General features: G+C 56.4%; 24 protein-coding genes and 1 tRNA gene. 19 read left to right on the forward strand and 6 right to left on the reverse strand.

The features are described from left to right. Nucleotides 1-117 precede the first annotated feature (117 nt). From ffh to R5H23_RS00155, 11 genes are all read left to right on the forward strand, one after another. Complete coding sequence (gene ffh / locus R5H23_RS00105; RefSeq protein WP_064273075.1) at nucleotides 118-1533, forward strand: signal recognition particle protein; 1416 nt, start codon at nucleotides 118-120, stop codon at nucleotides 1531-1533. 40 nt (nucleotides 1534-1573) lie between these two features. Then, the gene (gene rpsP / locus R5H23_RS00110) at nucleotides 1574-1924 is read left to right on the forward strand and encodes a 30S ribosomal protein S16 (protein WP_099212690.1); all 351 of its coding nucleotides are present in this window, start codon (nucleotides 1574-1576) and stop codon (nucleotides 1922-1924) included. 31 nt (nucleotides 1925-1955) lie between these two features. Beyond that, nucleotides 1956-2498: a ribosome maturation factor RimM gene (gene rimM, locus R5H23_RS00115; RefSeq protein ID WP_086633643.1), complete on the forward strand. Its 543-nt coding sequence runs from the start codon at nucleotides 1956-1958 to the stop codon at nucleotides 2496-2498. Next, nucleotides 2495-3199 carry a tRNA (guanosine(37)-N1)-methyltransferase TrmD gene (gene trmD, locus R5H23_RS00120; RefSeq protein WP_046901338.1) on the forward strand — a complete coding sequence of 235 codons (705 nt, stop codon included), beginning with the start codon at nucleotides 2495-2497 and terminating at the stop codon, nucleotides 3197-3199. Before rimM ends, trmD begins: the two co-directional genes overlap by 4 nt. 24 nt (nucleotides 3200-3223) lie before the next feature. Beyond that, on the forward strand, nucleotides 3224-3616 hold the full coding sequence (gene rplS, locus R5H23_RS00125; RefSeq protein ID WP_010504000.1) for a 50S ribosomal protein L19: 393 nt from the start codon (nucleotides 3224-3226) through the stop codon (nucleotides 3614-3616). Nucleotides 3617-3636: 20 nt separating this feature from the next. Then, complete coding sequence (gene leuC, locus R5H23_RS00130; protein WP_046901340.1) at nucleotides 3637-5064, forward strand: 3-isopropylmalate dehydratase large subunit; 1428 nt, start codon at nucleotides 3637-3639, stop codon at nucleotides 5062-5064. Next, nucleotides 5064-5690, forward strand: a complete 627-nt coding sequence (gene leuD / locus R5H23_RS00135) for a 3-isopropylmalate dehydratase small subunit (RefSeq protein ID WP_317213832.1) — start codon at nucleotides 5064-5066, stop codon at nucleotides 5688-5690. The genes leuC and leuD overlap by 1 nt, the downstream gene beginning before the upstream one ends. Further along, nucleotides 5687-6796, forward strand: a complete 1110-nt coding sequence (gene leuB / locus R5H23_RS00140; protein WP_086633647.1) for a 3-isopropylmalate dehydrogenase — start codon at nucleotides 5687-5689, stop codon at nucleotides 6794-6796. Before leuD ends, leuB begins: the two co-directional genes overlap by 4 nt. A gap of 166 nt (nucleotides 6797-6962) precedes the next feature. After that, nucleotides 6963-8165, forward strand: a complete 1203-nt coding sequence (locus R5H23_RS00145; protein WP_317213833.1) for a pyridoxal phosphate-dependent aminotransferase — start codon at nucleotides 6963-6965, stop codon at nucleotides 8163-8165. Next, on the forward strand, nucleotides 8162-9373 hold the full coding sequence (locus R5H23_RS00150; protein WP_317213834.1) for a pyridoxal phosphate-dependent aminotransferase: 1212 nt from the start codon (nucleotides 8162-8164) through the stop codon (nucleotides 9371-9373). The genes R5H23_RS00145 and R5H23_RS00150 overlap by 4 nt, the downstream gene beginning before the upstream one ends. Before the next feature lie 41 nt (nucleotides 9374-9414). Then, on the forward strand, nucleotides 9415-11103 hold the full coding sequence (locus tag R5H23_RS00155) for a M3 family oligoendopeptidase (protein ID WP_317213835.1): 1689 nt from the start codon (nucleotides 9415-9417) through the stop codon (nucleotides 11101-11103). Between the two features lie 49 nt (nucleotides 11104-11152). Here R5H23_RS00155 and R5H23_RS00160 read toward each other — a convergent pair whose 3' ends face one another. Next, entirely contained in the window at nucleotides 11153-11677 is a 525-nt protein-coding gene (locus R5H23_RS00160) for a thioredoxin family protein (protein ID WP_408874316.1), read from the reverse strand. 72 nt (nucleotides 11678-11749) lie between these two features. Between R5H23_RS00160 and R5H23_RS00165 the strand changes: the two genes are divergently transcribed. Beyond that, entirely contained in the window at nucleotides 11750-12088 is a 339-nt protein-coding gene (locus R5H23_RS00165) for a hypothetical protein (RefSeq protein WP_086633637.1), read from the forward strand. A gap of 4 nt (nucleotides 12089-12092) precedes the next feature. On the opposite strand, the gene R5H23_RS00170 is transcribed toward R5H23_RS00165, so the two are convergent. Then, a complete protein-coding gene (locus R5H23_RS00170; RefSeq protein ID WP_264649371.1) occupies nucleotides 12093-12521 on the reverse strand; it encodes a DUF423 domain-containing protein in 429 nt (142 codons plus the stop codon). 116 nt (nucleotides 12522-12637) lie between these two features. Here R5H23_RS00170 and R5H23_RS00175 point away from each other — a divergent pair, with 116 nt between their 5' ends. The 3 genes from R5H23_RS00175 (at nucleotide 12638) to R5H23_RS00185 (ending at nucleotide 14632) form a co-directional block, all read left to right on the forward strand. Continuing rightward, a complete protein-coding gene (locus tag R5H23_RS00175; RefSeq protein ID WP_317213837.1) occupies nucleotides 12638-13231 on the forward strand; it encodes a DUF4142 domain-containing protein in 594 nt (197 codons plus the stop codon). Between the two features lie 16 nt (nucleotides 13232-13247). After that, nucleotides 13248-13811 carry a cob(I)yrinic acid a,c-diamide adenosyltransferase gene (locus tag R5H23_RS00180; protein WP_317213838.1) on the forward strand — a complete coding sequence of 188 codons (564 nt, stop codon included), beginning with the start codon at nucleotides 13248-13250 and terminating at the stop codon, nucleotides 13809-13811. 236 nt (nucleotides 13812-14047) lie between these two features. Then, nucleotides 14048-14632 carry a hypothetical protein gene (locus tag R5H23_RS00185; RefSeq protein WP_046901350.1) on the forward strand — a complete coding sequence of 195 codons (585 nt, stop codon included), beginning with the start codon at nucleotides 14048-14050 and terminating at the stop codon, nucleotides 14630-14632. Between the two features lie 3 nt (nucleotides 14633-14635). Here R5H23_RS00185 and R5H23_RS00190 read toward each other — a convergent pair whose 3' ends face one another. The 3 genes from R5H23_RS00190 to R5H23_RS00200 all read right to left on the reverse strand — a co-directional run bounded on the left by R5H23_RS00190 (nucleotide 14636) and on the right by R5H23_RS00200 (nucleotide 18879). Next, a complete protein-coding gene (locus R5H23_RS00190; RefSeq protein ID WP_317213839.1) occupies nucleotides 14636-16531 on the reverse strand; it encodes an OPT family oligopeptide transporter in 1896 nt (631 codons plus the stop codon). 73 nt (nucleotides 16532-16604) lie between these two features. After that, nucleotides 16605-18305 carry an alginate export family protein gene (locus tag R5H23_RS00195; RefSeq protein WP_317213840.1) on the reverse strand — a complete coding sequence of 567 codons (1701 nt, stop codon included), beginning with the start codon at nucleotides 18303-18305 and terminating at the stop codon, nucleotides 16605-16607. Then, entirely contained in the window at nucleotides 18289-18879 is a 591-nt protein-coding gene (locus R5H23_RS00200; protein WP_064273425.1) for a hypothetical protein, read from the reverse strand. Before R5H23_RS00200 ends, R5H23_RS00195 begins: the two co-directional genes overlap by 17 nt. 101 nt (nucleotides 18880-18980) lie before the next feature. Here R5H23_RS00200 and ispH point away from each other — a divergent pair, with 101 nt between their 5' ends. The 4 genes from ispH to R5H23_RS00220 all read left to right on the forward strand — a co-directional run bounded on the left by ispH (nucleotide 18981) and on the right by R5H23_RS00220 (nucleotide 21568). Then, nucleotides 18981-19982, forward strand: coding sequence for a 4-hydroxy-3-methylbut-2-enyl diphosphate reductase (ispH, locus tag R5H23_RS00205; protein ID WP_046901354.1), 1002 nt, complete (start codon nucleotides 18981-18983; stop codon nucleotides 19980-19982). A 6-nt stretch (nucleotides 19983-19988) separates the two neighbouring features. Continuing rightward, nucleotides 19989-20939 carry a homoserine kinase gene (locus R5H23_RS00210; protein WP_317213841.1) on the forward strand — a complete coding sequence of 317 codons (951 nt, stop codon included), beginning with the start codon at nucleotides 19989-19991 and terminating at the stop codon, nucleotides 20937-20939. Beyond that, a complete protein-coding gene (gene rnhA / locus R5H23_RS00215; RefSeq protein WP_046901356.1) occupies nucleotides 20932-21384 on the forward strand; it encodes a ribonuclease HI in 453 nt (150 codons plus the stop codon). Before R5H23_RS00210 ends, rnhA begins: the two co-directional genes overlap by 8 nt. Nucleotides 21385-21492: 108 nt before the next feature. After that, nucleotides 21493-21568, forward strand: a tRNA-Asn gene (locus R5H23_RS00220). A gap of 130 nt (nucleotides 21569-21698) precedes the next feature. Here R5H23_RS00220 and R5H23_RS00225 read toward each other — a convergent pair. After that, nucleotides 21699-22925: an MFS transporter gene (locus R5H23_RS00225; RefSeq protein ID WP_086633630.1), complete on the reverse strand. Its 1227-nt coding sequence runs from the start codon at nucleotides 22923-22925 to the stop codon at nucleotides 21699-21701. Between the last annotated feature and the right edge of the window lie 2 nt (nucleotides 22926-22927).

Consider the following 22927-nt stretch of genomic DNA (forward strand, 5'->3'; position numbering starts at 1 on the left):
AGGCGCTCTATTGCTTGACGTCCGCGTCACGAAGCGATAGAGCGAACCTGTTTCCGGACACGCCACATCGCGAAGGCTCGCGCAGTGGCGTGTTTCTGCTTGCTATAAGGTGGCCCGTTGTTCGATCAACTCTCAGGTAAGATGTCCGGTGTCCTCGAAGGGCTTTCCAAGAATGGAAAGCTCTCGGAGGCTGATGTCACCGAGGCCATGCGTGAAGTTCGTCTCGCGATGCTGGAGGCGGACGTCGCGCTGCCGGTCGTGCGGGACTTCGTCAATAAGGTTCGTGAGCGTGCAGTTGGTCATGAAGTGCTGGAAAGCGTTTCTCCTGGCCAGGCTGTCGCCAAAATCGTTAACGATGCCCTGATTGACGCGCTCGGCGGCGCCGGTGTTGCTCCTCTGAATCTTTCAGCCGTGCCGCCAGTTCCATTGCTGATGGTTGGTCTGCAGGGTTCGGGAAAGACCACGACGTCAGGTAAGATCGCCCTGCGTCTCTCTTCCCGTGAGCGCAAGAAGATTCTTCTGGCGAGCCTGGACGTGCAGCGTCCAGCAGCGCAGCTCCAGCTTCAGCAGCTTGCTGAGCGCGTTAACGCGATTACGGGGCTGGTGAAGTCTCTGCCAATCGTAGCGGGGCAGTCGCCGGTAGATATCGCGAAGCGTGCGCTGGAAACAGCCCGTCGCGAAGGCTACGATATCGTCATTCTCGATACCGCTGGCCGACTGTCTATCGACGAAGCTCTGATGGACGAGGTTCGCGAGATCCGGTCTGTCACGAACCCGGCAGAAACGCTGTTGGTCGTGGACGCGATGACGGGGCAGGATGCGGTCAATACAGCCAAGTCCTTCAATGAAGCCGTCGGTATTACCGGCGTCGTCATGAGCCGAATGGATGGTGATGCCCGTGGCGGTGCCGCACTGTCCATGAAGGCCATTACGGGCGCACCGATCAAGCTGACGGGGTCTGGCGAAAAGCTGGAAGCGCTCGAAGAATTCCATCCGGAACGTGTGGCTGGCCGCATTCTGGGGCTGGGTGACGTTGCTGGCCTTGTGGAACGCGCAGCGGAAACGCTCGACCACGAAGAAGGCGAGCGCGTAGCCAAAAAGATGCTCGCCGGTAAGTTTGATCTGGATGACTACGTGTCCCAGATCAACCAGATCAACCGTATGGGGTCGATCTCGGGCATTCTCGGCATGCTTCCTGGTATGGGTAAGATCAAGGATATGCTGGGTGACAAGGAGATCGACACGTCGATTTTCAAACGTCACAAGGCCATCATTTCTTCGATGACCAAGCAGGAGCGCAAAACGCCGGGAATCATCAAGGCATCCCGTAAAAAACGGATCGCCTCAGGTTCTGGAACGACGGTTCAGGAAGTGAACCGTCTGCTCAAGCAGTTTGACGACATGTCCACAATGATGAAGCGCATCAGCAAAATGGGCCTTGGTGGCCTGATGCGCGGAATGGGTGGGGCAGGTGGTCTGGCCGACATGATGAAGGGGATGGGCAAGCCCGGTGGGCGCCCGCCTTTCGTCTGATCAGCATCAAGTTTTCAAGTTTGTCTTTCAGGAGTTTTTCATGAGCCTCAAGATTCGTCTTTCACGCGCTGGTGCCAAGAAGCGTCCGTACTACCACATCGTCGTTGCAGACAGCCGCAGCCCGCGCGATGGCCGTTTCATCGAAAAGGTTGGCGCATACAACCCGATGCTGCCGTCCGACCATGCTGATCGTATCCGCCTTGACGGCGAGCGCATCCAGCATTGGCTGTCCAACGGCGCGCAGGCAACCGACCGCGTTGCACGTTTCCTCGGTAACGCTGGTCTGGCTCCGAAGCCTGCTTACAGCGAGCAGCCGAAGAAGTCCGCTCCGAAGGCCAAGGCTCAGGCTCGCGCTGCAGAAGCAGCCGCTGCTGCAGCTGCCGCAGCCTGATCTACTGCTGACGTTTCAGGACGCTTGATCCGTGCCACCCTTTAAACCTGACAGTGATGTCCTGATCGCGACCATCGGTCGTCCGCATGGCGTACGCGGTCTGGTTCATCTTCATGCTGCTACTGATGATCCGGCTTCTGTCGAGATGTTCGGTGCGCTGCATGATGAGCGCGGGGTTGTATGGACAGCAAGCTGGGTTTCTCCGGGAGTGGCTGCTCTGACAGATGCTCAGGGGAACACTCTGCCAGACCGCACAGCTGCCGAACGACTGGTTAACCGTCGTTTGTATGTTGCGCGTGAGCTTCTGCCTGCCGTCGAGGAAGACGAGTTCTATCATGCAGACCTGATCGGCATGACTGCAGTCTCCGAAGATGGCGAAGTGCTTGGAACCGTCTCCATAGTTCATGACTATGGAGCGGGTGTCAGCATCGAGATTGATCGAGGTCTGATTGTTCCATTCACGCTGGCCTGTGTGCCGCATGTCGATCTCGCGCACCGTCGCGTCACCGTCGTGCCACCAGTTGAAGTCGAGGTCGAAGGTGATCTCGATGGAGAGGTACAGGTCCGGGCATGAGTTGGCGCGCTGACATCCTGACCCTGTTTCCGGACATGTTTCCGGGGCCGCTTGGATTTTCCCTGGCGGGCAGGGCGCTCGAACGTGGCATCTGGTCCTGTGAAGCGCATGACCTGCGTGCTCACGGACAGGGCCGCCATCGTGCGGTGGATGATACGCCATTTGGTGGTGGAGCCGGCATGGTGATGCGGGCAGATGTGTTGGATACGGCTCTCTCGGCGCTTCCCGCGCTGGATGGTCGACCCGTCATCTACCCGACACCGCGCGGACGTCGTCTCTCGCATGAAGATGCGGAGCGGTTTGTGGCTGGCCCAGGTGTTGTCGTCCTCTGCGGGCGTTTTGAAGGGGTAGACGAGCGCGTACTGGAAAAGCACGACATCGAACAGTTCAGTATGGGCGATGTCGTACTGTCAGGCGGAGAAATTCCTGCTCTGACTCTTCTGGATGCGTGTGTACGGCTGCTTCCCGGAGTTATGGGTTCTGAGATCAGCGGACAGGACGAGAGTTTTGCCGAAGGTCTGCTAGAATACCCGCAATATACCAAGCCGGCAGTCTGGGATGGGCGCGAAGTGCCTGAAATCCTTCTGTCCGGTCATCACGGCGCCATTGCCCGCTGGCGTCATGAACAGTCAATCGCAGTCACGAAGGCGCGTCGCCCCGATCTCTGGGATGCGTACCTGGCGCGACAGCAGGTTCATTGAATTTTTGTTTCCAGGAGTTTGGTCATGAACATTATCCAGCAGTACGAGGCGCGCGAAATCGAGCGTCTTTCCGCGGCTCGCGCCGTTCCGGAATTCATCGCAGGTGACACGGTTCGCGTTGGCGTCCGCGTTGTTGAAGGTACGCGTGAGCGCGTGCAGAACTTCGAAGGCGTTGTCATTGCCCGTTCCAACAAGGGCCTGAACAGCAACTTCACGGTTCGCAAGATTTCCAACGGTGAAGGCGTGGAGCGTGTGTTCCCGCTGTACGCTCCGTCCCTCGCCAGCATCGAAGTGGTGCGTCGTGGTAAGGTGCGTCGCGCAAAGCTGTACTACCTGCGTGGCCGTTCGGGTAAGTCTGCCCGTATTGCAGAGCGCCCGCGCGATCTGCCGAAGGCTGGCGAAAAAGCCGCTTCCTAAGTCAAGGTTGGAGTATAAGGATGCCCGTTTCTTCTTCGCCCAGAACACTGTTTGACAAGATCTGGGCCGATCACGTTGTTGACCGCCTCGAAGACGGGACGTGCATCCTATACATCGACCGTCACCTCGTTCACGAGGTGACAAGCCCGCAGGCGTTTGAAGGTCTGCGGATGGCCGGACGTCGCCTGCGCCGTCCGGATGCAACAGTCGCCGTGGTGGACCACAACGTCCCCACGTCCGACCGTTCCCAGCCGATTGAAGAGCCGGAAAGCCGCCTCCAGATCGAAACGCTGGAGAAGAATGTCGCTGAGTTCGGCGTTCCCTATTTTCCGCTCCGTTCCGCGTCTCAGGGCATCGTTCACGTTGTCGGGCCAGAGCAGGGCATTTCCCTGCCAGGCATGACGATCGTTTGCGGTGACAGCCATACCTCGACGCATGGCGCACTCGGCGCCCTTGCATTTGGTATTGGCACGTCTGAAGTCGAACACGTCATGGCGACCCAGACGCTGCTCCAGAAGCCCGCAAAGAACATGCGTGTTTCTGTTGAGGGCAAAGTGGGCCCGGGCGTGACAGCCAAGGACATCATGCTGGCCATTATCGGCAAGATCGGTACGGCAGGCGGCACCGGGCATGTGATTGAATTTGCCGGCTCTGCAATCCGCGATCTGGACATGGCAGGGCGCATGACGCTCTGCAACATGTCCATTGAGGGCGGCGCAAAGGCTGGTCTGGTCGCACCCGACGAAACGACTTTTGCATATGTGAATGGCCGTCCGTTTGCACCGAAGGGTGAAGCGTTCGAGCAGGCCTGTGCTTACTGGCGTACGCTGGCATCGGATGAAGGCGCTCATTTCGATACGGAAGTGACGTTGAAGGCCGAAGACATTGTGCCTTCCGTGACATGGGGTAACAGCCCACAGGACGTTCTGCCGATTGATGGCATTGTGCCGTCCCCATCAGATTTCAAAGACCCGGCTCAGGCTGCGCAGGTTCAGCGCGCTCTTGATTACATGGGCCTCACGGCTGGTCAGAAGATTGCCGGAACGCCCGTCGATGTGGTCTTCATCGGCTCCTGCACCAACAGCCGTCTGGAAGATCTGCGTGCTGCTGCTGAAGTTGTGCGCGGTCGTCATGTTGCGGCAACGGTTCGTGCCATGATCGTTCCAGGCTCAGGCCTTGTGAAGGCTGCTGCCGAAGCCGAAGGGCTGGACAAGATTTTCCTTGATGCCGGTTTTGAATGGCGCGAGGCAGGCTGCTCGATGTGTCTGGGGATGAACCCGGATCGTCTGACGCCGGGACAGCGTTGCGCTTCTACGTCCAATCGTAACTTTGAGGGTCGTCAGGGGCCGGGTGGCAGAACGCATCTGTGTTCCCCATCCATGGCTGCCGCGGCGGCTGTCACGGGCACGCTATGTGATGTGCGTGAGCTGATGAAGGAAACCGTCTGATGGACAAGTTCACGGAACTGACCGCCATTGCGGCTCCGATGCCGAATGAGAACATTGATACCGATCAGATCATTCCGGCGCGCTTCCTGAAGACCATCCAGCGCACGGGTCTTGGCAAGAACGCCTTTGCCGCGCAGCGCTACGACGAGAATGGCAACGAGAACCCGGACTTTGTGCTGAACAAAGAGCCGTATCGTCAGGCTGAAATCCTCATCACCTATGACAATCTCGGTTGCGGCTCGTCTCGTGAGCATGCGCCGTGGGCTCTGCTGGATTTCGGTATCCGCTGTGTCATCGCGCCGAGCTTTGCCGACATTTTTTTCAATAACTGTTTCAAGAACGGTATCCTGCCGATCCGTTTGCCACGGGAAATCTGTGACGAACTGATGGGTGATGCACGCCAGGGTTCGAATTCGCGTCTGACGATCGATCTGGAAAAGCAGATCATCATTCGCCCCGACGGGAATGTTGTGCCGTTTGAAGTTGATCCCTTCCGCCGTCACATGCTGCTCGAAGGTCTGGACGATATCGGCCAGACGCTGGCGCATGATGCGGAAATCAGCAGCTTTGAACATCAGGCCAGCCGTGCATGGGTGCCGTCAATCAGCATGGGAACTGCAAAATGAGTGAAGCCCACAAGCTTCTTGTTCTTGCCGGTGATGGTATCGGCCCGGAAGTCATGCGTGAAGTTGCACGGATCGTGCATTGGCTGGACGCAAACCGTGGCCTGAAGCTGGACATCACGGAAGAGCTCGTTGGCGCGGCTTCCCTTGCAGTTCATGGCGTTCCTATCCGTGATGAAGTTATCGACCTTGCCCGGAAGTCCGATGCGGTTCTGTTTGGTTCGGTTGGTGATCCGGCCTGGGGCCATGTCGGGTTCGACAAGCGCCCTGAAGTAGCCATTTTGAAGCTGCGCAAAGAGCTTGAGCTTTTCGCAAACCTTCGTCCGGCCCAGCTTTTTGATGCGTTGATTGATGCGTCTGCTCTGAAGCCGGAAGTGGTGCGCGGTCTGGATATCATGATCGTCCGTGAGACAGTCGGTGGTATCTATTTCGGCGAGCCACGCGGCATCGAGACCCTTCCGGACGGCTCCCGTCGCGGGATTAACACGGAAGTCTACACAACGTCCGAAATCGAACGTGTCGCCCGCGTTGCTTTCGAGATGGCCCGTCAGCGCGGCAATCGCGTATGTTCCGTCGAGAAGTGCAATGTGATGGAAAGCGGCCTCCTGTGGAAGGAAGTCGTCACGGATCTGCACAAGCGCGAATATCAGGATGTGGAATTGTCTCACATGCTGGCCGATAACTGCGCCATGCAGCTCGTTCGTAACCCGAACCAGTTTGATGTGATCGTTACGGGCAACCTGTTCGGCGATATTCTGTCTGATCTGGCGTCGATGCTGACGGGTTCTCTGGGTATGCTTCCGTCTGCAACGCTCGGTATCGTGCGTGAAGATGGCAAGCGCAATGCGCTTTACGAGCCAATCCATGGCAGTGCGCCAGACATCGCTGGCAAGGGCATTGCAAACCCGCTGGCGCAGATCCTGTCTTTTGCGATGCTGCTACGTTACTCGCTCAACCGGGCTGAAGATGCGGAACTGATTGAAAAGGCAGTGTCCAACGTGCTGGCAAGCGGCCTGCGCACCGCTGACATCATGTCTCCAGGCATGGCTCGCGTTGGTACGGATATGATGGGACAGGCCGTTCTGCGCGAAATGGAAAAGCTGGCCTGATTTTATCTTAAATCGTCTCTGCTTAAGGGCCGGGTAGTTCCATAAAGGAGCTGTCCGGCTTTTTTTTGTGCACAAAAAACGTGTCAGTCATGTGCCGATGGGCTGTGGTCAAATGAGGGCGGAGGGCGCTAGAGTCTCTGCGCGATAAAGCCACCGGGAACCCATCATGTCTCTCATTGCCGACCGTCTGAACCGTATTCTGCCGAGCCAGACGATTGCGATTACCCAGAAAGCCCGTGCCCTGAAGGCAGAGGGCCGCGATATTATCAGTCTTTCAGCTGGTGAGCCGGATTTTGATACGCCGGATTTCGTCAAGCAGGCCGCCATTCGGGCCATTCAGAATGGCGAGACGAAATATACGGATGTTGCAGGTACGATGCCGCTGCGTGAAGCAGTTGCGGCCCGACTGAACGCTGATTTCGATCTGGATTACCGCGCCGAGGAAATTTGCGTTTCGACGGGTGGCAAGCAGGTTATTTATAATGTGATGGTTGCAACCCTGAATGCGGGCGATGAAGTCATCATCCCGGCTCCGGCCTGGGTGTCTTACCCTGATATCGTCTCACTGGCCGACGGAACACCTGTCGTAATCCAGACAACGGCTGAGAACGGTTTCCGCCTGACGGCTGACCAGCTTCGCGCTGCCATTACGCCCAAGACGAAATGGCTGATGCTGAACTCGCCCTGTAATCCGACAGGGGCAGCTTATGACGAGCATCATCTCAAGGCGCTGACTGAGGTTCTGTTGGAGCATCCGCATGTGTGGATCCTGACAGACGATATGTACGCCAAGCTGATGTATGAAGGCGCCGTCGCCAAGACGTTTGTGCAGGTTGAACCGCGTCTGCGGGACCGGACGGTGACGATGAATGGCGTGTCCAAGGCCTACGCCATGACGGGCTGGCGGATTGGCTTTTCCGCAGCGCCTGTGGAACTGACGCGCCAACTGATCAAGCTGCAAGGACAGAGTACGAGCAATCCATGCTCCATCGCTCAGGCTGCGGCCAAAGAGGCCGTTTCAGGCCCGCAGGATTTCATTGGGGAAATGGTGACCGTTTATGAGCAGCGCCGTAACCTTGTGGTGTCCATGCTCAATGACGCACCTGGCTTGAGCTGTGCAAAGCCGGAAGGCGCGTTTTACGTGTTCCCATCTATCGCGGGAACGCTTGGAAAAACGAGTAAGGGTGGTCATCTGATCGATAGTGACGAGGCCTTTGTCACGGCTCTTCTGGATGAGACGGGCGTTGCCGCAGTTCATGGAAGTGCTTTCCTGACGCCCGGATATTTCCGGATTTCCTATGCCACCAGCACCGAGCTTCTGAAGGAAGCCTGCACCCGCATTCAGCAGTTCTGTCAGGGCCTGTCATGACGTTTCGTATTGCATCCCGTCTGGCAACACTCCCCAAGCCAGCCACTATTGCTATGGCAGCGCGGGCCCGCGAATTGCGGGCGGAGGGTGAAGACGTCATTTCACTTGCCCTTGGACAGCCGGATTTTCCATCACCGCCAGAAGCCATTGAAGCCGCTTATGCAGCCGGGTTGGCTGGTGATACGGGTTATCCTCCCATTCCGGGCCAAAAGGCGCTGATTGACGCCATTATTCATAAGTTCAAGCGGGATAATGATCTGACGGTCACATCTGACCGTATTATGGTGGCCAATGGTGGCAAGCAGGTCATCTATAATGCTTTTGCGGCAACGCTGGATGACGGGGACGAGGTTATCGTTCCTGCGCCTTATTGGGTCAGCTATCCACTGATTGCCCGGATGCTGGGTGGGACGGCTGTTGAAATTCCCTGCCCGGAAGAAAATGGTTTCCGGCCTGATGCAGCGACAATCAAGGCTGCGATTACGCCTAAAACCCGTTGGCTGGTTCTCAATTTTCCGAACAATCCCACCGGTGCCATCCTTGAACGTCATGACCTTGAAGCCATTGCCGATGTCTTGCGCGAGGCGCCGCATGTTCTTGTCATGTCTGATGAAATTTACGAGCACCTGACGTTCGATGGTCGCAGGCATCTGTCCATCTTGCAGGTGGCGCCTGATCTGGCAGACCGCATTCTGGTCATTAACGGTATGGCCAAGGCTTATGCCATGACGGGCTGGCGCGTCGGTTTTGCATGTGGTCCGACGCCGCTCATCAAGGCGATGATTGCCGTGCAGGGGAACACAACGTCCGGTGTTTGCACACTTGCTCAGGCAGGCTCTGCTGCTGCGTTGAAAGGTGGGCTGGATCGTATTGAGCAGATGCGCGAAACCTACCAGCGTCGTCGGGATACGATGGTTGAAGCGCTTCAGGCTATTCCAGGACTGACATGTGCCGTTCCGGAAGGCGCTTTCTACGTTTATCCAGGTGTTGGCGGACTGATTGGCGGCACTTCTGCCAGTGGGCGATTGCTGGATACGGATGTGGCGTTTGCAGAGGCCTTGCTTGAAGAGGCTCATGTTGCGACCGTTCCGGGAACTGCGTTTGGCTTTAGCCCTTATCTGCGCCTCTCATGTGCAGCGTCCGATGACCAGCTTGCGGAGGCATGCCGCCGCATTGATGGGTTTGTAAAAGGTATCCGCAAAACCTGAGAAGCATGGACGGAAACGGAGCGGAGTGTCAGAATTGGATCATGACACAGACAATCCCTCCGTTCTCTGACCTGTCTTTCCCCCGTCCAGACGAAGCGTCTCTTAAGGCGCGCTACGCGGACATTTCGTCGCTGCTTGATCGCGGGCAGCGCGAAGAGGCTCTCAAGGCTTTTGATGCCATTCGGCGAGAGTATGAATCCTGGGCCTCCCATGTTCATCTCCAGTTCTCCCGCAACACGCAGGACGAGACGGCGAAGACGGATCGTGACTATGCGGATCGCCTTTCGCCTGTTGCGACGGACCATGAAGTCATCATCAAGAAGCGTTTGCTGGCAGACCCTGATCGTGCCGGTCTGGAAGCGCTCCTGACGCCGCATGTGGTTCATTTGTGGGAAGCAGACACCACGACGTTTGATCCCCGGATCAGCACGGATATGGAAGAAGAAGCGCGCCTGACGGGCGAATACACGGCGCTTCTGGCTTCTGCGAAAATTGCCTTTGATGGCAAGGTTCTGAACCTGTCAGGGCTTGTGCCATATTTGCAAGGGGCGGATCGGGACGTCCGCCATGCTGCCGAGCAGGCACGCTGGGCCTTTTTTGAAGAACACGGCGAAGAACTGGATACGCTTTATGGGCGTCTGGTTGAGCTGCGTGACCGGATGGCGAAAACGCTGGGGTTTGAGAACTATATCGGGCTGGGTTACCGCCGGATGCGCCGGACAGATTACGGCCCGGAGCAGGTAGCATCCTTCCGGGAAAAGGTTCTTAGTTCAGTTACCCCATTGGTTCAGTCACTGTTAGAACGCCGTCGCCTTAAAATGGGATGGGACAAGGTCTGGGCCTGGGACGAGGCACTGATCGATTTGCAGGGGAATCCGGAGCCAGCAGGAGATCATGATCTGCTCGTGGCGCGGGCAGAGGGCATGTTCCGTGAGCTCGACCCCAAAGGCGAAATGGGTGATTTCTACGTGCAGATGCGGGATCTCGGATATCTTGATCTGAAAAATCGGGACAACAAGGCGGGCGGCGGATTCTGCACGTCATTCCCGACCATTGGCAGCCCTAATATCTTTGCCAATTTCAATGGCACCCATAACGATATTGGCGTGTTTACCCACGAGATGGGGCATGCCTTCCAGAACTGGAAAAGCCGCGATCAGGACTGGGTCGATCAGCTCTGGCCCACCATGGAAGCAGCCGAGATTCATTCCATGGGTCTGGAATTTCTGACCTGGCCGCAAATTGATACGCTGGTCGAAGACGGGGCCGGGGACCGGTATCGCCGGATGCATCTCATCGATGCGCTCTCATTTTTCCCATACGGTGTCTGTGTCGATCACTTCCAGCATGAAGTGTATGCCAATCCGCAAATGACAGCGGCAGAACGGCACGAGACCTGGGCACGCCTGGAGAAAATGTACATGCCTTGGCGGGACTGGGGCGATCTGGCTTATCCGGCAAAGGGTGGCCGCTGGCAGGCCCAGCTCCATATCTATCGTCTGCCATTTTATTACATTGATTATGCTCTGGCCCAGTGTTGTGCGCTGCAGCTCTGGCTTCGTTCCCGTATGAACCGGGAAGCCACGTTCGAGACGTATCGCAAACTATGCTCGGAAGGCGGATCCAAGCCGTTCTCACAGCTTGTGGCTGATGCCGGTCTGGTATCCCCGTTTGAGGAGGATGCTTTGGCGGAAGTCGTTCATGAAGCCGAGCAGGAACTCGGAATCTGAGGCAACGCTTCTGGCTCTGAAGAGTAACTTCAGAGCCAGAATGAACGGTTTATCCGCGGCTGTTCCACTCGGAAATCAGGTCAAGAACGGCCTGTGGGGACATGCTGCGAGCATTCCCCAGAGCCTTCGACCCGTCGCCGTTCAGGGCCTTTCCATCCGGCGTGACGATAATGACGGTCGGAACAGCCTTGATCGTCACGTCGTATTTCTGGGCCAGGTCGAGATTGGTGTTAATGCGCCCGACATTCACCGGGACGATCACAAACTGGCTGTCCAGCCATGCCTTGGCGTCGGGCAGGGCAAAAATGCCGGAGAGCATTTTGCAGTCCGGGCACCAGTTGCCGCCGAAATCGAGAAGCACCTTACGGCCCGTTTTGGCAGCGAGCGCAAAGGCATCGCGCACCTGCTTCTGGGCGACGGACGTGTCTGGATAGGGTGTTGCGACCGGCGGGGCTGATGTTTCCGTCAGTTTGGGCGCAGGCGTACTTGCAGCCTGTGCTGAAAAAGGTGCGGAAAGCGCCAGACCCAGTCCGGCGGCGGCAAGAAGGGAAACGCGCATAAAAAAGGCTTTCATTGATCGAGTGGTCTGCATCACATAACGCAGTGTCACAGCAAAACGATTAAAGCCTACTTCATTCGGAAGGTCATGCTTTTGATAACGCAACACGGTTCACCTTCATCGCCCTCCGCTCAGCAGGGTGCAGAAGTCAGTATTCTGGAGACGCTCCTGAGGACTGTCGTCCTCGTTGGGCTTACTCTGGCGCTTGCCGCTATCTTTCGTTTCTGGGAACCTGCCGTAAAGCTTTCTCAGAAGACTGCGGCGACGCATGCCTGGCAGTCGCTTTACAGCGTGTTTCATATTGAAACGGCGCTCGGGCGGGAACAGCTCATTCTTGTGGGTATTATTCTGTTCTGTTTTGCCGTGGCACTGATTGTTCAGGTGGCTGGGCTTTTTGCTCTTAAGATGATCAGAAACAGATCCTGACGTCTCAGGCTGAGCGCCGTCTTAGTCCGGACAGTGCTGCAAGAAGCCATGCTAAAATCAGCAAGGTACCGCCATAGGGGGCTATGCGGGCTACTGAGAGTGTCCCGATTTTCAGATCAAAAAGCGCGAAAAGCGTGACGGAGACACAAAAGAGCAGCGTGCCTCCCAGCATCGTCAGACATGCAAGCCGGGCCAGACGTGGCACCAGAAAGGACGCGCCCAGCGAGAGCGCGCAGAGTGCGATGGCGTGCCACATGAGGATGTCCACCCCGGAGTGCAGAACGGCACGGCCATTGGGGATGGCAAACATATGGTCCGGGAGGTGAGAGGCAAGCGCCCCGAGAACCACTCCGGATGCGCCTTCGACAGCTCCTGCAATGAAACAGAAGCGGAAGGCACCGGAAAAATCATGCGTGCTAGAATTTGCGGACATGGCCTGAATGTATCATGAGTGGTGCCGAACATGAATGGACCGCTTGAAGCCGGGACCATTCAGCCAGAGTGGCTGGGACATTGTCCTGGTCTCGCAGATGGAAGGAATGTCTCTTCATGACAGTTACTGCACGCTTCGCAGCTCTTGCCTCAATTGCCATGCTGGCAGGCCTGAGCGCCTGTAATGCCCCGGATGCACCGCCAGCACCAGCGCTGCCGTCTGCCGCATCAACCTATACGCTTTCGACGGCGGATGCAGCATTTCTTCAGCAGGTCGATGCGATGGATCTGACGCAGGTGAGCATTGCGACCCTGGCTGCAACGCATAGCAACAGCGATGTTGTGAAGGCTTTCGCCGCAACGGTGGTCAGTGATCACACGACCAACCGCAAGGCTGTTGCCAAGGTGGCGAGCGACGCCAACCTGACCGTCACTGACAAGCTGAATGCTGGCGATGAGGCGCATGTTGCATCCTTCGGTCATCTGTATGGCGCTGCTTTTGATCGTGTTTTCCTGCGCGAAATCCTGAGCGTTCAAACGCCTGCTCTCAGCAGTGCTCTGGCAACGGCATCGCAGTCTGGCGGAACGGCCGATATCAAGACGCTGGCATCAGACACCACGAAGATGCTCAAGGACCATACGACTCGTGCGCAGGACCTGAGCGGCGCGAAGACTGTCAAAGGTCATCATCATCACTTCGGTCGTCACTAAGCTTTAGAGGGCAATTATGACGGGTGTTCGGCTTGATCGTATTGTAACGCGTGGCGGCGATTTAGGGCAGACTTCACTGGGAGACGGAACGCGTGTCTCAAAAGCCTGTCTGAGAATTGAGGCCATGGGGACGGTCGATGAGCTGAACGCTCTACTTGGTTTGCTCGATTGCTCTCTGAGATCAGAGGAAAGTATACGCGATCTTTCCTCTGATATTCGGAAGATACAGTCCTGCCTTTTTGATTTAGGGGCAGATTTATGTATTCCGGACAAAGAACGTCCTCAGAGTCTTACAGTAAAGGCTGTTAGTTGGCTGGAAGAACGCATTGAAGACATGCGCCTTCAGCAGCCGGCGCTTAAAAGCTTTATTCTGCCTGGCGGTTCTCTTGTTTCTGCACATGCCCACATGGCCCGGACTGTTGCACGGCGCGCAGAACGGCGGATTGTGATTTTGGAGCATGGTCCTCAGGAAGGGCTCAGGTTTCTAAACCGCCTTTCTGATTATTTCTTCGTTCTTGCACGTCATGCCAATGCTCACGGAGCAGATGACATTCTCTGGCAACCGGGTCAGTGGCAGTAAAAGAAAGATGAATACAGTCTTATTGTGTTGATGACAGGACATATAAGATCTGATAAAAGAATTCAGTCTGATACACCGGAATGAGTTAGAAACCCGGCAGTGTCGACTTTCATTTCCTTGTCAGGACATGCTTTTTTCTGATCGGCTTTACGCCTTTCAGAGCCTCCGTCATTCTAGGTGGGCATTCTGATCAGGTGACATAGAACAAATTTTATAATTGGTTGAAAAAACGAAGAATGCAGGACGATCAGCAGGTTAGTGAAGACAAACTGCGAGAGGCGCTTGCTCGTCTGGGATCAGGATCTTCCCGTCCCCAGAAGGCGCGTCCCATCACGCCAACAACAGAACGTCGCCGTCGCTTTGTGCGAGATGGTCAGGTTGTTGTTGAGCATCAGGCCAGTCGTGGATTTGCACAGCGTAGCAATGCTCCGAGCCAGGACGACCAGGACGAAATTGAACGTCTTCGCCAGTCTGTAAAGCGTGAGCAGCGTCGCTGGGAAGAAGCAGAGCGTTATCTGGCTGAAGCCCGCACGCAACTCAAAACATATGAAACGCGCGAGGCTCACGCCAAAATCCAGATTACGGAACTCAACCGTCATCTGCGTGAGCATCAGGACCAAATTCAGTCTCTGAAAGCACAGCTTCACCAGTCCCGTGAGCAGGCTGCTGAAGCTGCCCGCCGTTCGCCGCGCCCTGTTGGACGTCCGCGTAAGGAAGTGCAGGACGAAACTGTGGTGAAAAAAGTCGAGAAGGCCGCTGTTGAGGCCCCGGCTGTTCTTCTCGATGAGCCGGAACCTGTTCAGTGGTGGGTAAAGGCCTGAAGTTCAGGCTGTCGGGCGTCTTACAGAACGCCCAAACCATATCATGATGCCTAAAAACACAGCCCAGCCTAATCCTGACCGAACCATGTCAGGAATGGGCAGGGCCAGTGTTTCCGTGCTGCCTGTGGCACCTACAAGGGCTGCCACGGCTACACCAACCAGACTTTCTCCCACAATAAAGCCCGATGCGATCATTGTACCCTGTTCTTTAGGGGACTTGCGCAGTAGCCAGCCGAGGCCTGCTCCGATCGCGATCGTCACGGACACGTTGGCCGGCAGGTAAATTCCCATACCAACGGCTAGAGGCGGCAGAGCGAGATTACGTCGCTTCAGAAGAATATCCGCAATAACCAGTACAATCCCGATCACCGCTCCGATTTCCAGCATCAGCCAGTCGAGGTTGTGTGAGAGAATGCCTGTCGCGATGGCAGCCATGAGCGCGGGTTGTGGCGCTGCGAGAGCTCGGGTCGGATCCATATCCGCGCGGGGCATCGCTCCAACAAATCCATAGGCCTGATAAAGTGTCTGCAAGACCCATGGAATAACCACGGCACCCACAGCGCACCCTATGAGGAGAGCAACTTCCTGCTTCCATGGAGACGCTCCAACCAACTGTCCGGTCTTGAGGTCCTGCAGGTTATCATTCGATACGGCAGCAGATGCCGTAATGGCAGAAAGTACGAATAGCCCGAATGCAATAACCGTCGGGCGTTGGTCGGGCGAAAGAACGCCGCCACTTTCCAGTCCCCAGAGTGTGACGGAAATGGCAATGATCGCGATAATTCCGACGCCCGAAATCGGGGAAGACGATGATCCGATAATGCCCGCCATATAACCGCAGGCACTCGCGACCAGAAAGCCGAGACCGAAACAGGCGCCCAACCCCAGAACAACGAGCGTCACAAGGGATGCACCGTGTGGCATTGCAGGCCACAGGAACTGGGTAAACAGTCCAGAAAGAACGAGAGCCAGCCCGATGCTCAGCCCGATCAACGTGCGCGGCGCGAGATCCAGGTCGCTCTCATCCTGTGACGCGCGATGCTTAACGGACAGAGATTCTTTCAGTCCGATCGCAACAGGTTTGGCCAGTGCGAGCAGCGTCCAGATTGCGGCAACGGCAATTGTTCCGGCGCCGATGAAGCGCACTTTATGAAGCCACAAACCTGTCGCTGCGGCCATGGGGTCTGCAGCCGGGTTCAGATGCCCCAGAATGGGAACCATGACGCCCCAGCCCATCAGAACACCCAACAGCATGGCAATGCCACCGCCGATGCCGACAAGATAACCTGTTCCCAGAAGTGCGAGGGAGAAGCTAATATCCAGACGAAACACGGACGCGCCGAAGCTCGTAGCGGCCGAAACGCCGTCGGACAGTAGCCTGAGCCCTGATGTCGCCAAAGCAACGGCAGCGGAGACAAGGCTTCCTTTTGTCAGGGAACGCAGGCTTTCGGCATCGCCTTCAGGGGACGAGGCTTTCAGGATTTCCGCACAGGCTGTGCCTTCCGGATACGGGAGGTCAGAATTCTTCACCAATGCCCGACGCAGCGGGATCGTGAAGATGACGCCGGTCATGCCTCCTGCAAGTGTTAGGAGGAGTGAGACAAAATATGGAAATTCGTGCCAATACCCGACCATGATGAGGCCAGGCAGCGCTGCGAAGACGCAGGAGAGTGTTCCTGCCGCAGAAGCCTGCGTCTGCACCATATTGTTTTCGAGCATCGTCCCGCCGCCCATCAGGCGGAGTACGGCCATTGAAATGATGGTCGCGGGAATAGAGGAGCCGAAGGTCAGGCCGATCTTCAATCCCAGATAGACATTTGCTGCCGTGAAGACGACGGTAATCAGGGCACCCAGAATGATGCCCCGCAAGGTCAGTTCGCGGCTGTCCATAAGTTTCATGGTGGGGCGATCCTGTGATGTCGCGTTGTTTTTTCGGGCATTACGCTGCGGAGGCCCGCACCGCAACCATTCATCAAAAAGCAAATGACAGGCTGGACTGATAATAGAGCCCGCTTTTTGCCCCGGCATTTTTCAGATCATGCGATGCCGCAAACCACGCGACGACATGTGTCCAGTTCCAGTGTCGGGATACGGCCCATGTCAGCAGACCATTAGGGGCTACACCGATGAAGTGGCTGCGAAACCTGGGGAAATTATAAGCCGAACTGATTGAATAGACGGAAGACGCTGTGGTCTCCCTCCATAGAATCGGGACTTTGATCCGCAAAGACACCTTACCGTAGGACCCTACGACGATGGGGGACAGATTGATCAGGTTCGCTGCGCCAATGTAGCCCGTGTAGTCCAGATACGGATTCTGCGGGGCAAAAGGCGCACTGTAAGTCCCGACTGTTCCGGTACGTCGGTTTTCATTGCCGCCGGAATAGACGTCCGTCTGAATTCCGAAGAAGGGTTTGAGAGGCAGATTGGAACGTCTGTATCCCAATGTCGTATTCACGGAATAAGCAGAGACCTGGCGCCGGGCAGTGGTTCCGTATTGTGTGAAATTGCCTTGCTGCCACAAGACGCCAATGGCGTATTCCAGTTGCTGGGCTGTGCCGTACCACCGAAAACCGAAATTGTTACGATTTGTCGCGCCCGTTACGGAGCTGATTTTGCTCGCACTGACCAGCGGGACAGAGCCTGTTTTTCCACCAAGATGAAAGCCAATCCAGAACAGATCGAGATAGGATTGAACACGCTGTTGGCCCAGATGGAACGCGGGGACATCAAAGGTTGTGTTGAAGCCATAGAGGCGCGTGTTCCAGTCCTGCGTGTCGTGGAACATGGCCGTTGGGGTGATGTCCGTCGCAACGAAGTCATAGAGATCGAACCGGACATGCGGGAAAATCGCGTAAGCGCGCGGTCCGTTCCAGGTAATCTGGATATTCGGGGGTTCCCGGTCATACAGGACATAGGACGGCGCATCGAGAAACTGCTGCCTTCCAAACATCAGGCCCGTCTTTGCTGTGCCAATCGTGCGTTTGTATTCGATAAAGGCCTGATGCAGGTCCAGACGCTTACGATAAGTGCCACCATAGCCATATCCGTTCCAGCCTGCGGCCGTACCGTTTACGAGTTGTGCGAAAACGCGCCAGTGTTCTCCGATATGGAGGTCGGCCCCCAACATATTGCGCGTAACAAAGCGGCCTGATCCGGAATGGGTATTCGTCCCCAGCATCGGATAGTCATTGTACCAGTTGCGGAGGCGGGTGCGTTCGGACAGGGACAGCCAGATTGTGCGTTCATTATTCAGAGCAATAAACTTCAATGGATCGCAAATGTCGCTCTGGTGGCGCTTGTCACGTAGATATGACCAGTCTTCGGCCCATGGTGCGACACCATAGCGCCCGACAGGTCCAAAGCCTGCGCCTTCGCCGTTGCCGCGATTGAATCCACCCCATCGGGGCTGGCGTCCGATCGGCGCAACATTCTGGCTCGGCGTCAGGCGGCGTGGCTGTTCCAGGAACCCTGCATGGGGAAAGTTCTGGATTTCCGGACGTTCTGCGTGATGGACCTTGATCCTTTCTTCTTTCGATGCCGAAACGTCAGGAGTCGCAGAAAAGGCTGAAGACCCAAAGCCTGCCAGGCAAGCCAGGGTCGTTTTCAGCGTAATCCGGATTTTGACGTCAGGTGAAAGAGAAGGAAAAAGGCCCTTACTGCGTCCGGCCACGGAACTTTACGACGGGGAGGTGCTGCTGATTGTAAGTCAGCTCATCCTTGGTCAGCTGATAGCCGATTTCGAGCGTATAGGGATTTTCCTGGATATTTTTGGATGCAGGAAGATCAACAAGGCGCAGATCCGTACGAACAGACTGGTTGCTGACATTCGGTTCCAGCTTGAATGTGTCCGTGAAGACCTTCTTATCCACGATTTTTCCGTCACGCATGATGACGATGAAATAGGGGACGTCGATGGTGCCGGTCTTGGAGGCAGGTCCTCGCGTCAGGTTCATTGCCAGACTGACGCGGGTACGAATCATCTGCTGGTCTTTGGGGCCTTTGGGGCCACGTTCGCAGTCCCCTGAAATGGCGGTGAGCTGTGCGTGGCTGACCAGATTCCCGATGTCCGGATCTTTTCCGTCATAGACAAACCGGTCTGCTGCGGCGCTGGGAATATCCGTGACCGGGCATGTGGGGGCAAAGAAGCCCGGATTGGATTCGTCACATCCCGCGAGTGTTGAAATCGCGACGACGGCAAAAGCCGGGACAAACAGGGACGTGGCAAGGCGCCGAAAGGCTGGCATCTGCTGTAGAAACTCCCACAAAGCGGCCCGGACGTTGCGACATGCGTCAATCCGGTCGATACTGGTCCTACATATCGAACTCCGCCCGCTTGGGGAACACCATGTCAGATCAGACAACTCTTGCACCTGAAGGTGCTGCACACCAGAAGACGCTCCGCGTCCTGCTGGCCGGGCCTCGCGGCTTCTGCGCCGGTGTGGATCGTGCCATCCGTGTCGTTGAAGAAGCGCTGCGCCGCTATGGCGCGCCCGTCTATGTGCGTCACGAAATCGTTCATAACCGTACTGTGGTTGAAGGACTGGAGGCCAAGGGAGCCATTTTCGTTGAGGAACTCGACGAAGTGCCGCCCGACGGACATGTCGTTTTCTCAGCGCATGGCGTGCCGAAGTCAGTTCCAGCCGAAGCGCAGCGCCGCAATCTGCTGTACCTAGATGCAACGTGTCCGCTGGTTTCCAAGGTGCACCGTGAAGCAGAGCGTCACTTTGCAGGTGGTGGCCCAGAGCAGCTCCATATTCTGATGATCGGTCATGCTGGCCATCCGGAAGTGGTCGGCACAATGGGCCAGCTTCCGCCGGGCGCTGTCACGCTCATCAACGATGCTGAAGAAGCCCGTACGATCCAGCCAAAGGATCCGGCGAAGCTGGCCTTCATCACGCAGACGACGCTGTCTGTGGATGATACGGCTGAGATCGTTGATATTCTGCGGACTCGCTTCCCGCTCATTGAAGGTCCGAAGCGCGAAGACATCTGCTACGCGACGACCAATCGTCAGGAAGCTGTGAAGGCCATTGCGCCGGAAAGTGATCTGGTGATCGTGATCGGTTCGCCAAACTCTTCCAACTCGCAGCGCCTGCGCGAAGTGGCAGAGCGTTCTGGTGCCCGCCGCGCACTTCTGGTGCCGAAGCTGGAAAATCTGGACTGGTCTGTGCTGGAAGGCGTTGAAACGCTGGGCATCAGTGCGGGCGCGTCCGCTCCGGAAAGCCTCGTGCAGGAAATGGTGACGGCGCTTGCTGCGAAGTACACGCTGAAGATCGAAGAGAGAATCATGAAGGAGGAAAACATCAATTTCCGCCTTCCAGGTCCGCTTGCTGGTGAGGACAACTGAGTCTTCATGGCCGTCTATACTGAACTGGCGGCCGAGGCGCTTGAAGCGTTTCTTGGCACATATGACATCGGTGCCCTGGTTTCTTTCCAGGGCATTGCCGAAGGCGTCGAAAACAGCAACTTCCTCCTCCAGACCACGGAAGGGAAGTTCATCCTCACGCTCTTTGAACGGCGGGTCAAAGCGTCTGACCTTCCATGGTTTCTGGGGCTGATGCAGCATCTGTCGGGGAAGGGCATGAACTGCCCGCAGCCCGTACAGGCAAAAGACGGCATCGCTCTTAGGGTATTGTCAGATCGGCCTGCGGCGATCACCACGTTCCTTCCGGGGCAAGCCGTCCCTCAGATTACAGCATCTGCCTGTCATGCACTGGGACAGGTCCTCGCGACATTCCATAAGCTAGGGCAGGACTATACAGCGGAACGCCCTAATGGGCTGTCTGTGGAAGCCTGGCGCCCACTCCTTGAGAGCTGTCAGGGCAGTGGGGATGACCTGCTGCCGGGCCTCACGCAGGAACTGTCTGAGGCACTGTCGCGGATTGAAAAGTCTTGGCCTGCTGCGGGCAGTTTGCCTCGTGGGCAGATCCATGCAGACCTCTTCCCCGATAATGTCTTCTTTCAGGGCAATCAGGTCTCTGGGCTGATCGATTTCTATTTCGCCTGCACGGACCTGTTTGCTTACGATCTGGCGATCTGTCTGAACGCTTGGTGTTTTCGCGATGAGAAGGTTTTCGAACCTGCTTTCGCTCACGCCATGATCGAAGGTTACGAAAGCGTCCGCAATTTAGAGGTGGCTGAAAAGGAAGCTTTGCCAGTTCTGTGTCAGGGGGCTTCAATCCGGTTTCTGCTGACGCGCCTCTACGACTGGATCAATACCCCGTCTGACGCACTAGTGACCCGCAAGGATCCACTGGCCTATCTGGGTCGTCTCCGACATTTTTCAGGTGTCGCGCATGTCTGATGCGAGCGCGGATCAGCTTCCGGTCGAGATCTGGACGGATGGTGGATGCAAACCCAATCCCGGCCCCGGTGGGTGGGGAGCACTGCTTTGCTTTAAAGGCAAGGAAAAGGAGCTATGGGGCGGGCATCCGGAGACGACCAATAACCGCATGGAACTGACGGCTGCGGCTGAGGCTCTGGAAGCTCTGAAGCGGCCGTGTCGGGTCACGTTGCATACAGATAGTGAATACCTCCGGAACGGTATCACGCGGTGGCACAGTGGTTGGGTACGGCGGAACTGGCGTAATTCAGCTGGTGATCCTGTTGCCAACATGGATCTATGGCAGCGCATTCTCGATGCGGCCAAACCTCATGAAATCGAATGGCTCTGGGTGAGGGGGCATTCTGGTGATGTGAACAATGAACGTGTGGATGTATTGGCAACCCGGGGACGGGAAGAGCTCTGAAAAAGTCATGTTTTCTGCGGGTTACTGAAGAAAGTTCAGAAAAATGCAGAAATATGAAAAAAGGGGCTTTACCGACCCCGGCGGTTGGACTAAATACCTCCTCACCGGTCCCGAATAGCTCAGTTGGTAGAGCAAGCGACTGTTAATCGCTGGGTCGTAGGTTCGAGTCCTACTTCGGGAGCCACTCTTTCTTCTTGAAAGATTTGGTTCGGTACAGTGAAAAGCCCCTTACGGGGCTTTTTTCATATCTACTGTACTGATTGACCATCACCGGACGCTTGATGCTGTTCCGGTGATGAGTTCGTGGGATTTTCTCAGAGTTCTTCTGGTCTGACGTCTTCCAGGCGATCCAGCGCCCACAGGCTGGGAAAGAGACGAATCCAGGTTGCCGCGACAAGAATTGTTCCTACGCCGCCTGCAATAACCGCTGCTTCTGGCCCTATGGCTGTTCCCAGCATTCCGCTCTCAAATTCGCCCAGCTGGTTGCTGGAGCCGATGAACAGTGAATTCACAGCGGAGACCCTTCCGCGCATGGCGTCTGGTGTAGCCAGTTGAATGAGTGAAGACCGGACGACAACACTGATGACGTCTGCTGCTCCTAGAACCATCAGGGCGACGACTGAAATCCATGTGATGTGCGAAGCGCCGAACACGATGGTCGCGATTCCAAAAACGATCACGGAAACAAACATCGTAATTCCAGCGCGGCCCCCAAGTGGATGGCGAGACAGCCAAGCTGATGTAAAGAGCGCTCCGAGCGCAGGGGCTGCGCGCAGAAAACCCAGCCCGACTGGCCCAACATGGAGAACGCTATCCGCATAGACGGGGAGCATGGCAGTGGCGCCGCCAAGAAGAACGGCAAAAAGATCTAGGGAAATTGCACCAAGAAGGTCGCGGCGTCTGTTTAGAAAACCAAGACCCGCAAATACAGAGGCGAACGTTACAGGTTCTTTTGATGCGACCTTATGGCGCAGCTTTAGAGCCAGCGTTCCTAGAAACGCCAATGCGAATCCAAGCGTCGCAAGGCTGTAGCAGATGACTGACCCAAGTCCGTAGAGAAGGCCGCCCAGGCTTGGTCCCACAATGGATGCCGTCATAAACAGCGAGGACATCAGGGCCTGTGCTCTGGGCAGAAGCTGAGGGGGAACGATCGCTGGAAGAAACGCCTGCTGGCACGGCATCTCGAAGCTGCGTAGCGTGCCGTAGAACGCTGCAAAAGCGTACACATAGGCCGGGGTCAGGCAATGCATGGCTGCGATGGCGGCAAGGGCGCCCGTGCTGAGCACTTCCAAAATTTGGCAGATCAACACCACGCTGCGACGATTAAAACGGTCCGCGACGTGTCCGGAGATGAATGTCAGGGGAACCATCGGTAGAAACTGTGCAAGGCCCAGATAGCCCAGCGACGAAACGCTATGGGTCAGGGCGTACATCTGCCAGCCGATGGCAATTGTCAGCGTCGTCGCAGAAAGCTGGGAACAGATTCGGCTGATAATCAGTGGGCCGAGGCCGGGAAGGGCCCGTAATGCTGGTTCAATCATTC

This window comes from Gluconobacter sp. GP1 (genome assembly GCF_032913585.1).
GTDB lineage: Bacteria > Pseudomonadota > Alphaproteobacteria > Acetobacterales > Acetobacteraceae > Gluconobacter > Gluconobacter cerinus.

Excerpts from the sequence above, each read along its gene's own strand:
- rpsP (WP_099212690.1), top strand. The coding sequence starts at position 1,574 with ATGAGCCTCAAGATTCGTCTTTCACGCGCTGGTGCCAAGAAGCGTCCG.
- trmD (WP_046901338.1), top strand. The coding sequence starts at position 2,495 with ATGAGTTGGCGCGCTGACATCCTGACCCTGTTTCCGGACATGTTTCCG.
- rplS (WP_010504000.1), top strand. The coding sequence starts at position 3,224 with ATGAACATTATCCAGCAGTACGAGGCGCGCGAAATCGAGCGTCTTTCC.
- leuC (WP_046901340.1), top strand. The coding sequence starts at position 3,637 with ATGCCCGTTTCTTCTTCGCCCAGAACACTGTTTGACAAGATCTGGGCC.
- leuD (WP_317213832.1), top strand. The coding sequence starts at position 5,064 with ATGGACAAGTTCACGGAACTGACCGCCATTGCGGCTCCGATGCCGAAT.
- leuB (WP_086633647.1), top strand. The coding sequence starts at position 5,687 with ATGAGTGAAGCCCACAAGCTTCTTGTTCTTGCCGGTGATGGTATCGGC.
- R5H23_RS00145 (WP_317213833.1), top strand. The coding sequence starts at position 6,963 with ATGTCTCTCATTGCCGACCGTCTGAACCGTATTCTGCCGAGCCAGACG.
- R5H23_RS00150 (WP_317213834.1), top strand. The coding sequence starts at position 8,162 with ATGACGTTTCGTATTGCATCCCGTCTGGCAACACTCCCCAAGCCAGCC.
- R5H23_RS00155 (WP_317213835.1), top strand. The coding sequence starts at position 9,415 with ATGACACAGACAATCCCTCCGTTCTCTGACCTGTCTTTCCCCCGTCCA.
- R5H23_RS00160 (WP_408874316.1), bottom strand. The coding sequence starts at position 11,677 with ATGAAAGCCTTTTTTATGCGCGTTTCCCTTCTTGCCGCCGCCGGACTG.
- R5H23_RS00165 (WP_086633637.1), top strand. The coding sequence starts at position 11,750 with ATGCTTTTGATAACGCAACACGGTTCACCTTCATCGCCCTCCGCTCAG.
- R5H23_RS00170 (WP_264649371.1), bottom strand. The coding sequence starts at position 12,521 with ATGTCCGCAAATTCTAGCACGCATGATTTTTCCGGTGCCTTCCGCTTC.
- R5H23_RS00175 (WP_317213837.1), top strand. The coding sequence starts at position 12,638 with ATGACAGTTACTGCACGCTTCGCAGCTCTTGCCTCAATTGCCATGCTG.
- R5H23_RS00180 (WP_317213838.1), top strand. The coding sequence starts at position 13,248 with ATGACGGGTGTTCGGCTTGATCGTATTGTAACGCGTGGCGGCGATTTA.
- R5H23_RS00185 (WP_046901350.1), top strand. The coding sequence starts at position 14,048 with ATGCAGGACGATCAGCAGGTTAGTGAAGACAAACTGCGAGAGGCGCTT.
- R5H23_RS00190 (WP_317213839.1), bottom strand. The coding sequence starts at position 16,531 with ATGAAACTTATGGACAGCCGCGAACTGACCTTGCGGGGCATCATTCTG.
- R5H23_RS00200 (WP_064273425.1), bottom strand. The coding sequence starts at position 18,879 with ATGCCAGCCTTTCGGCGCCTTGCCACGTCCCTGTTTGTCCCGGCTTTT.
- ispH (WP_046901354.1), top strand. The coding sequence starts at position 18,981 with ATGTCAGATCAGACAACTCTTGCACCTGAAGGTGCTGCACACCAGAAG.
- R5H23_RS00210 (WP_317213841.1), top strand. The coding sequence starts at position 19,989 with ATGGCCGTCTATACTGAACTGGCGGCCGAGGCGCTTGAAGCGTTTCTT.
- rnhA (WP_046901356.1), top strand. The coding sequence starts at position 20,932 with ATGTCTGATGCGAGCGCGGATCAGCTTCCGGTCGAGATCTGGACGGAT.
- R5H23_RS00225 (WP_086633630.1), bottom strand. The coding sequence starts at position 22,925 with ATGATTGAACCAGCATTACGGGCCCTTCCCGGCCTCGGCCCACTGATT.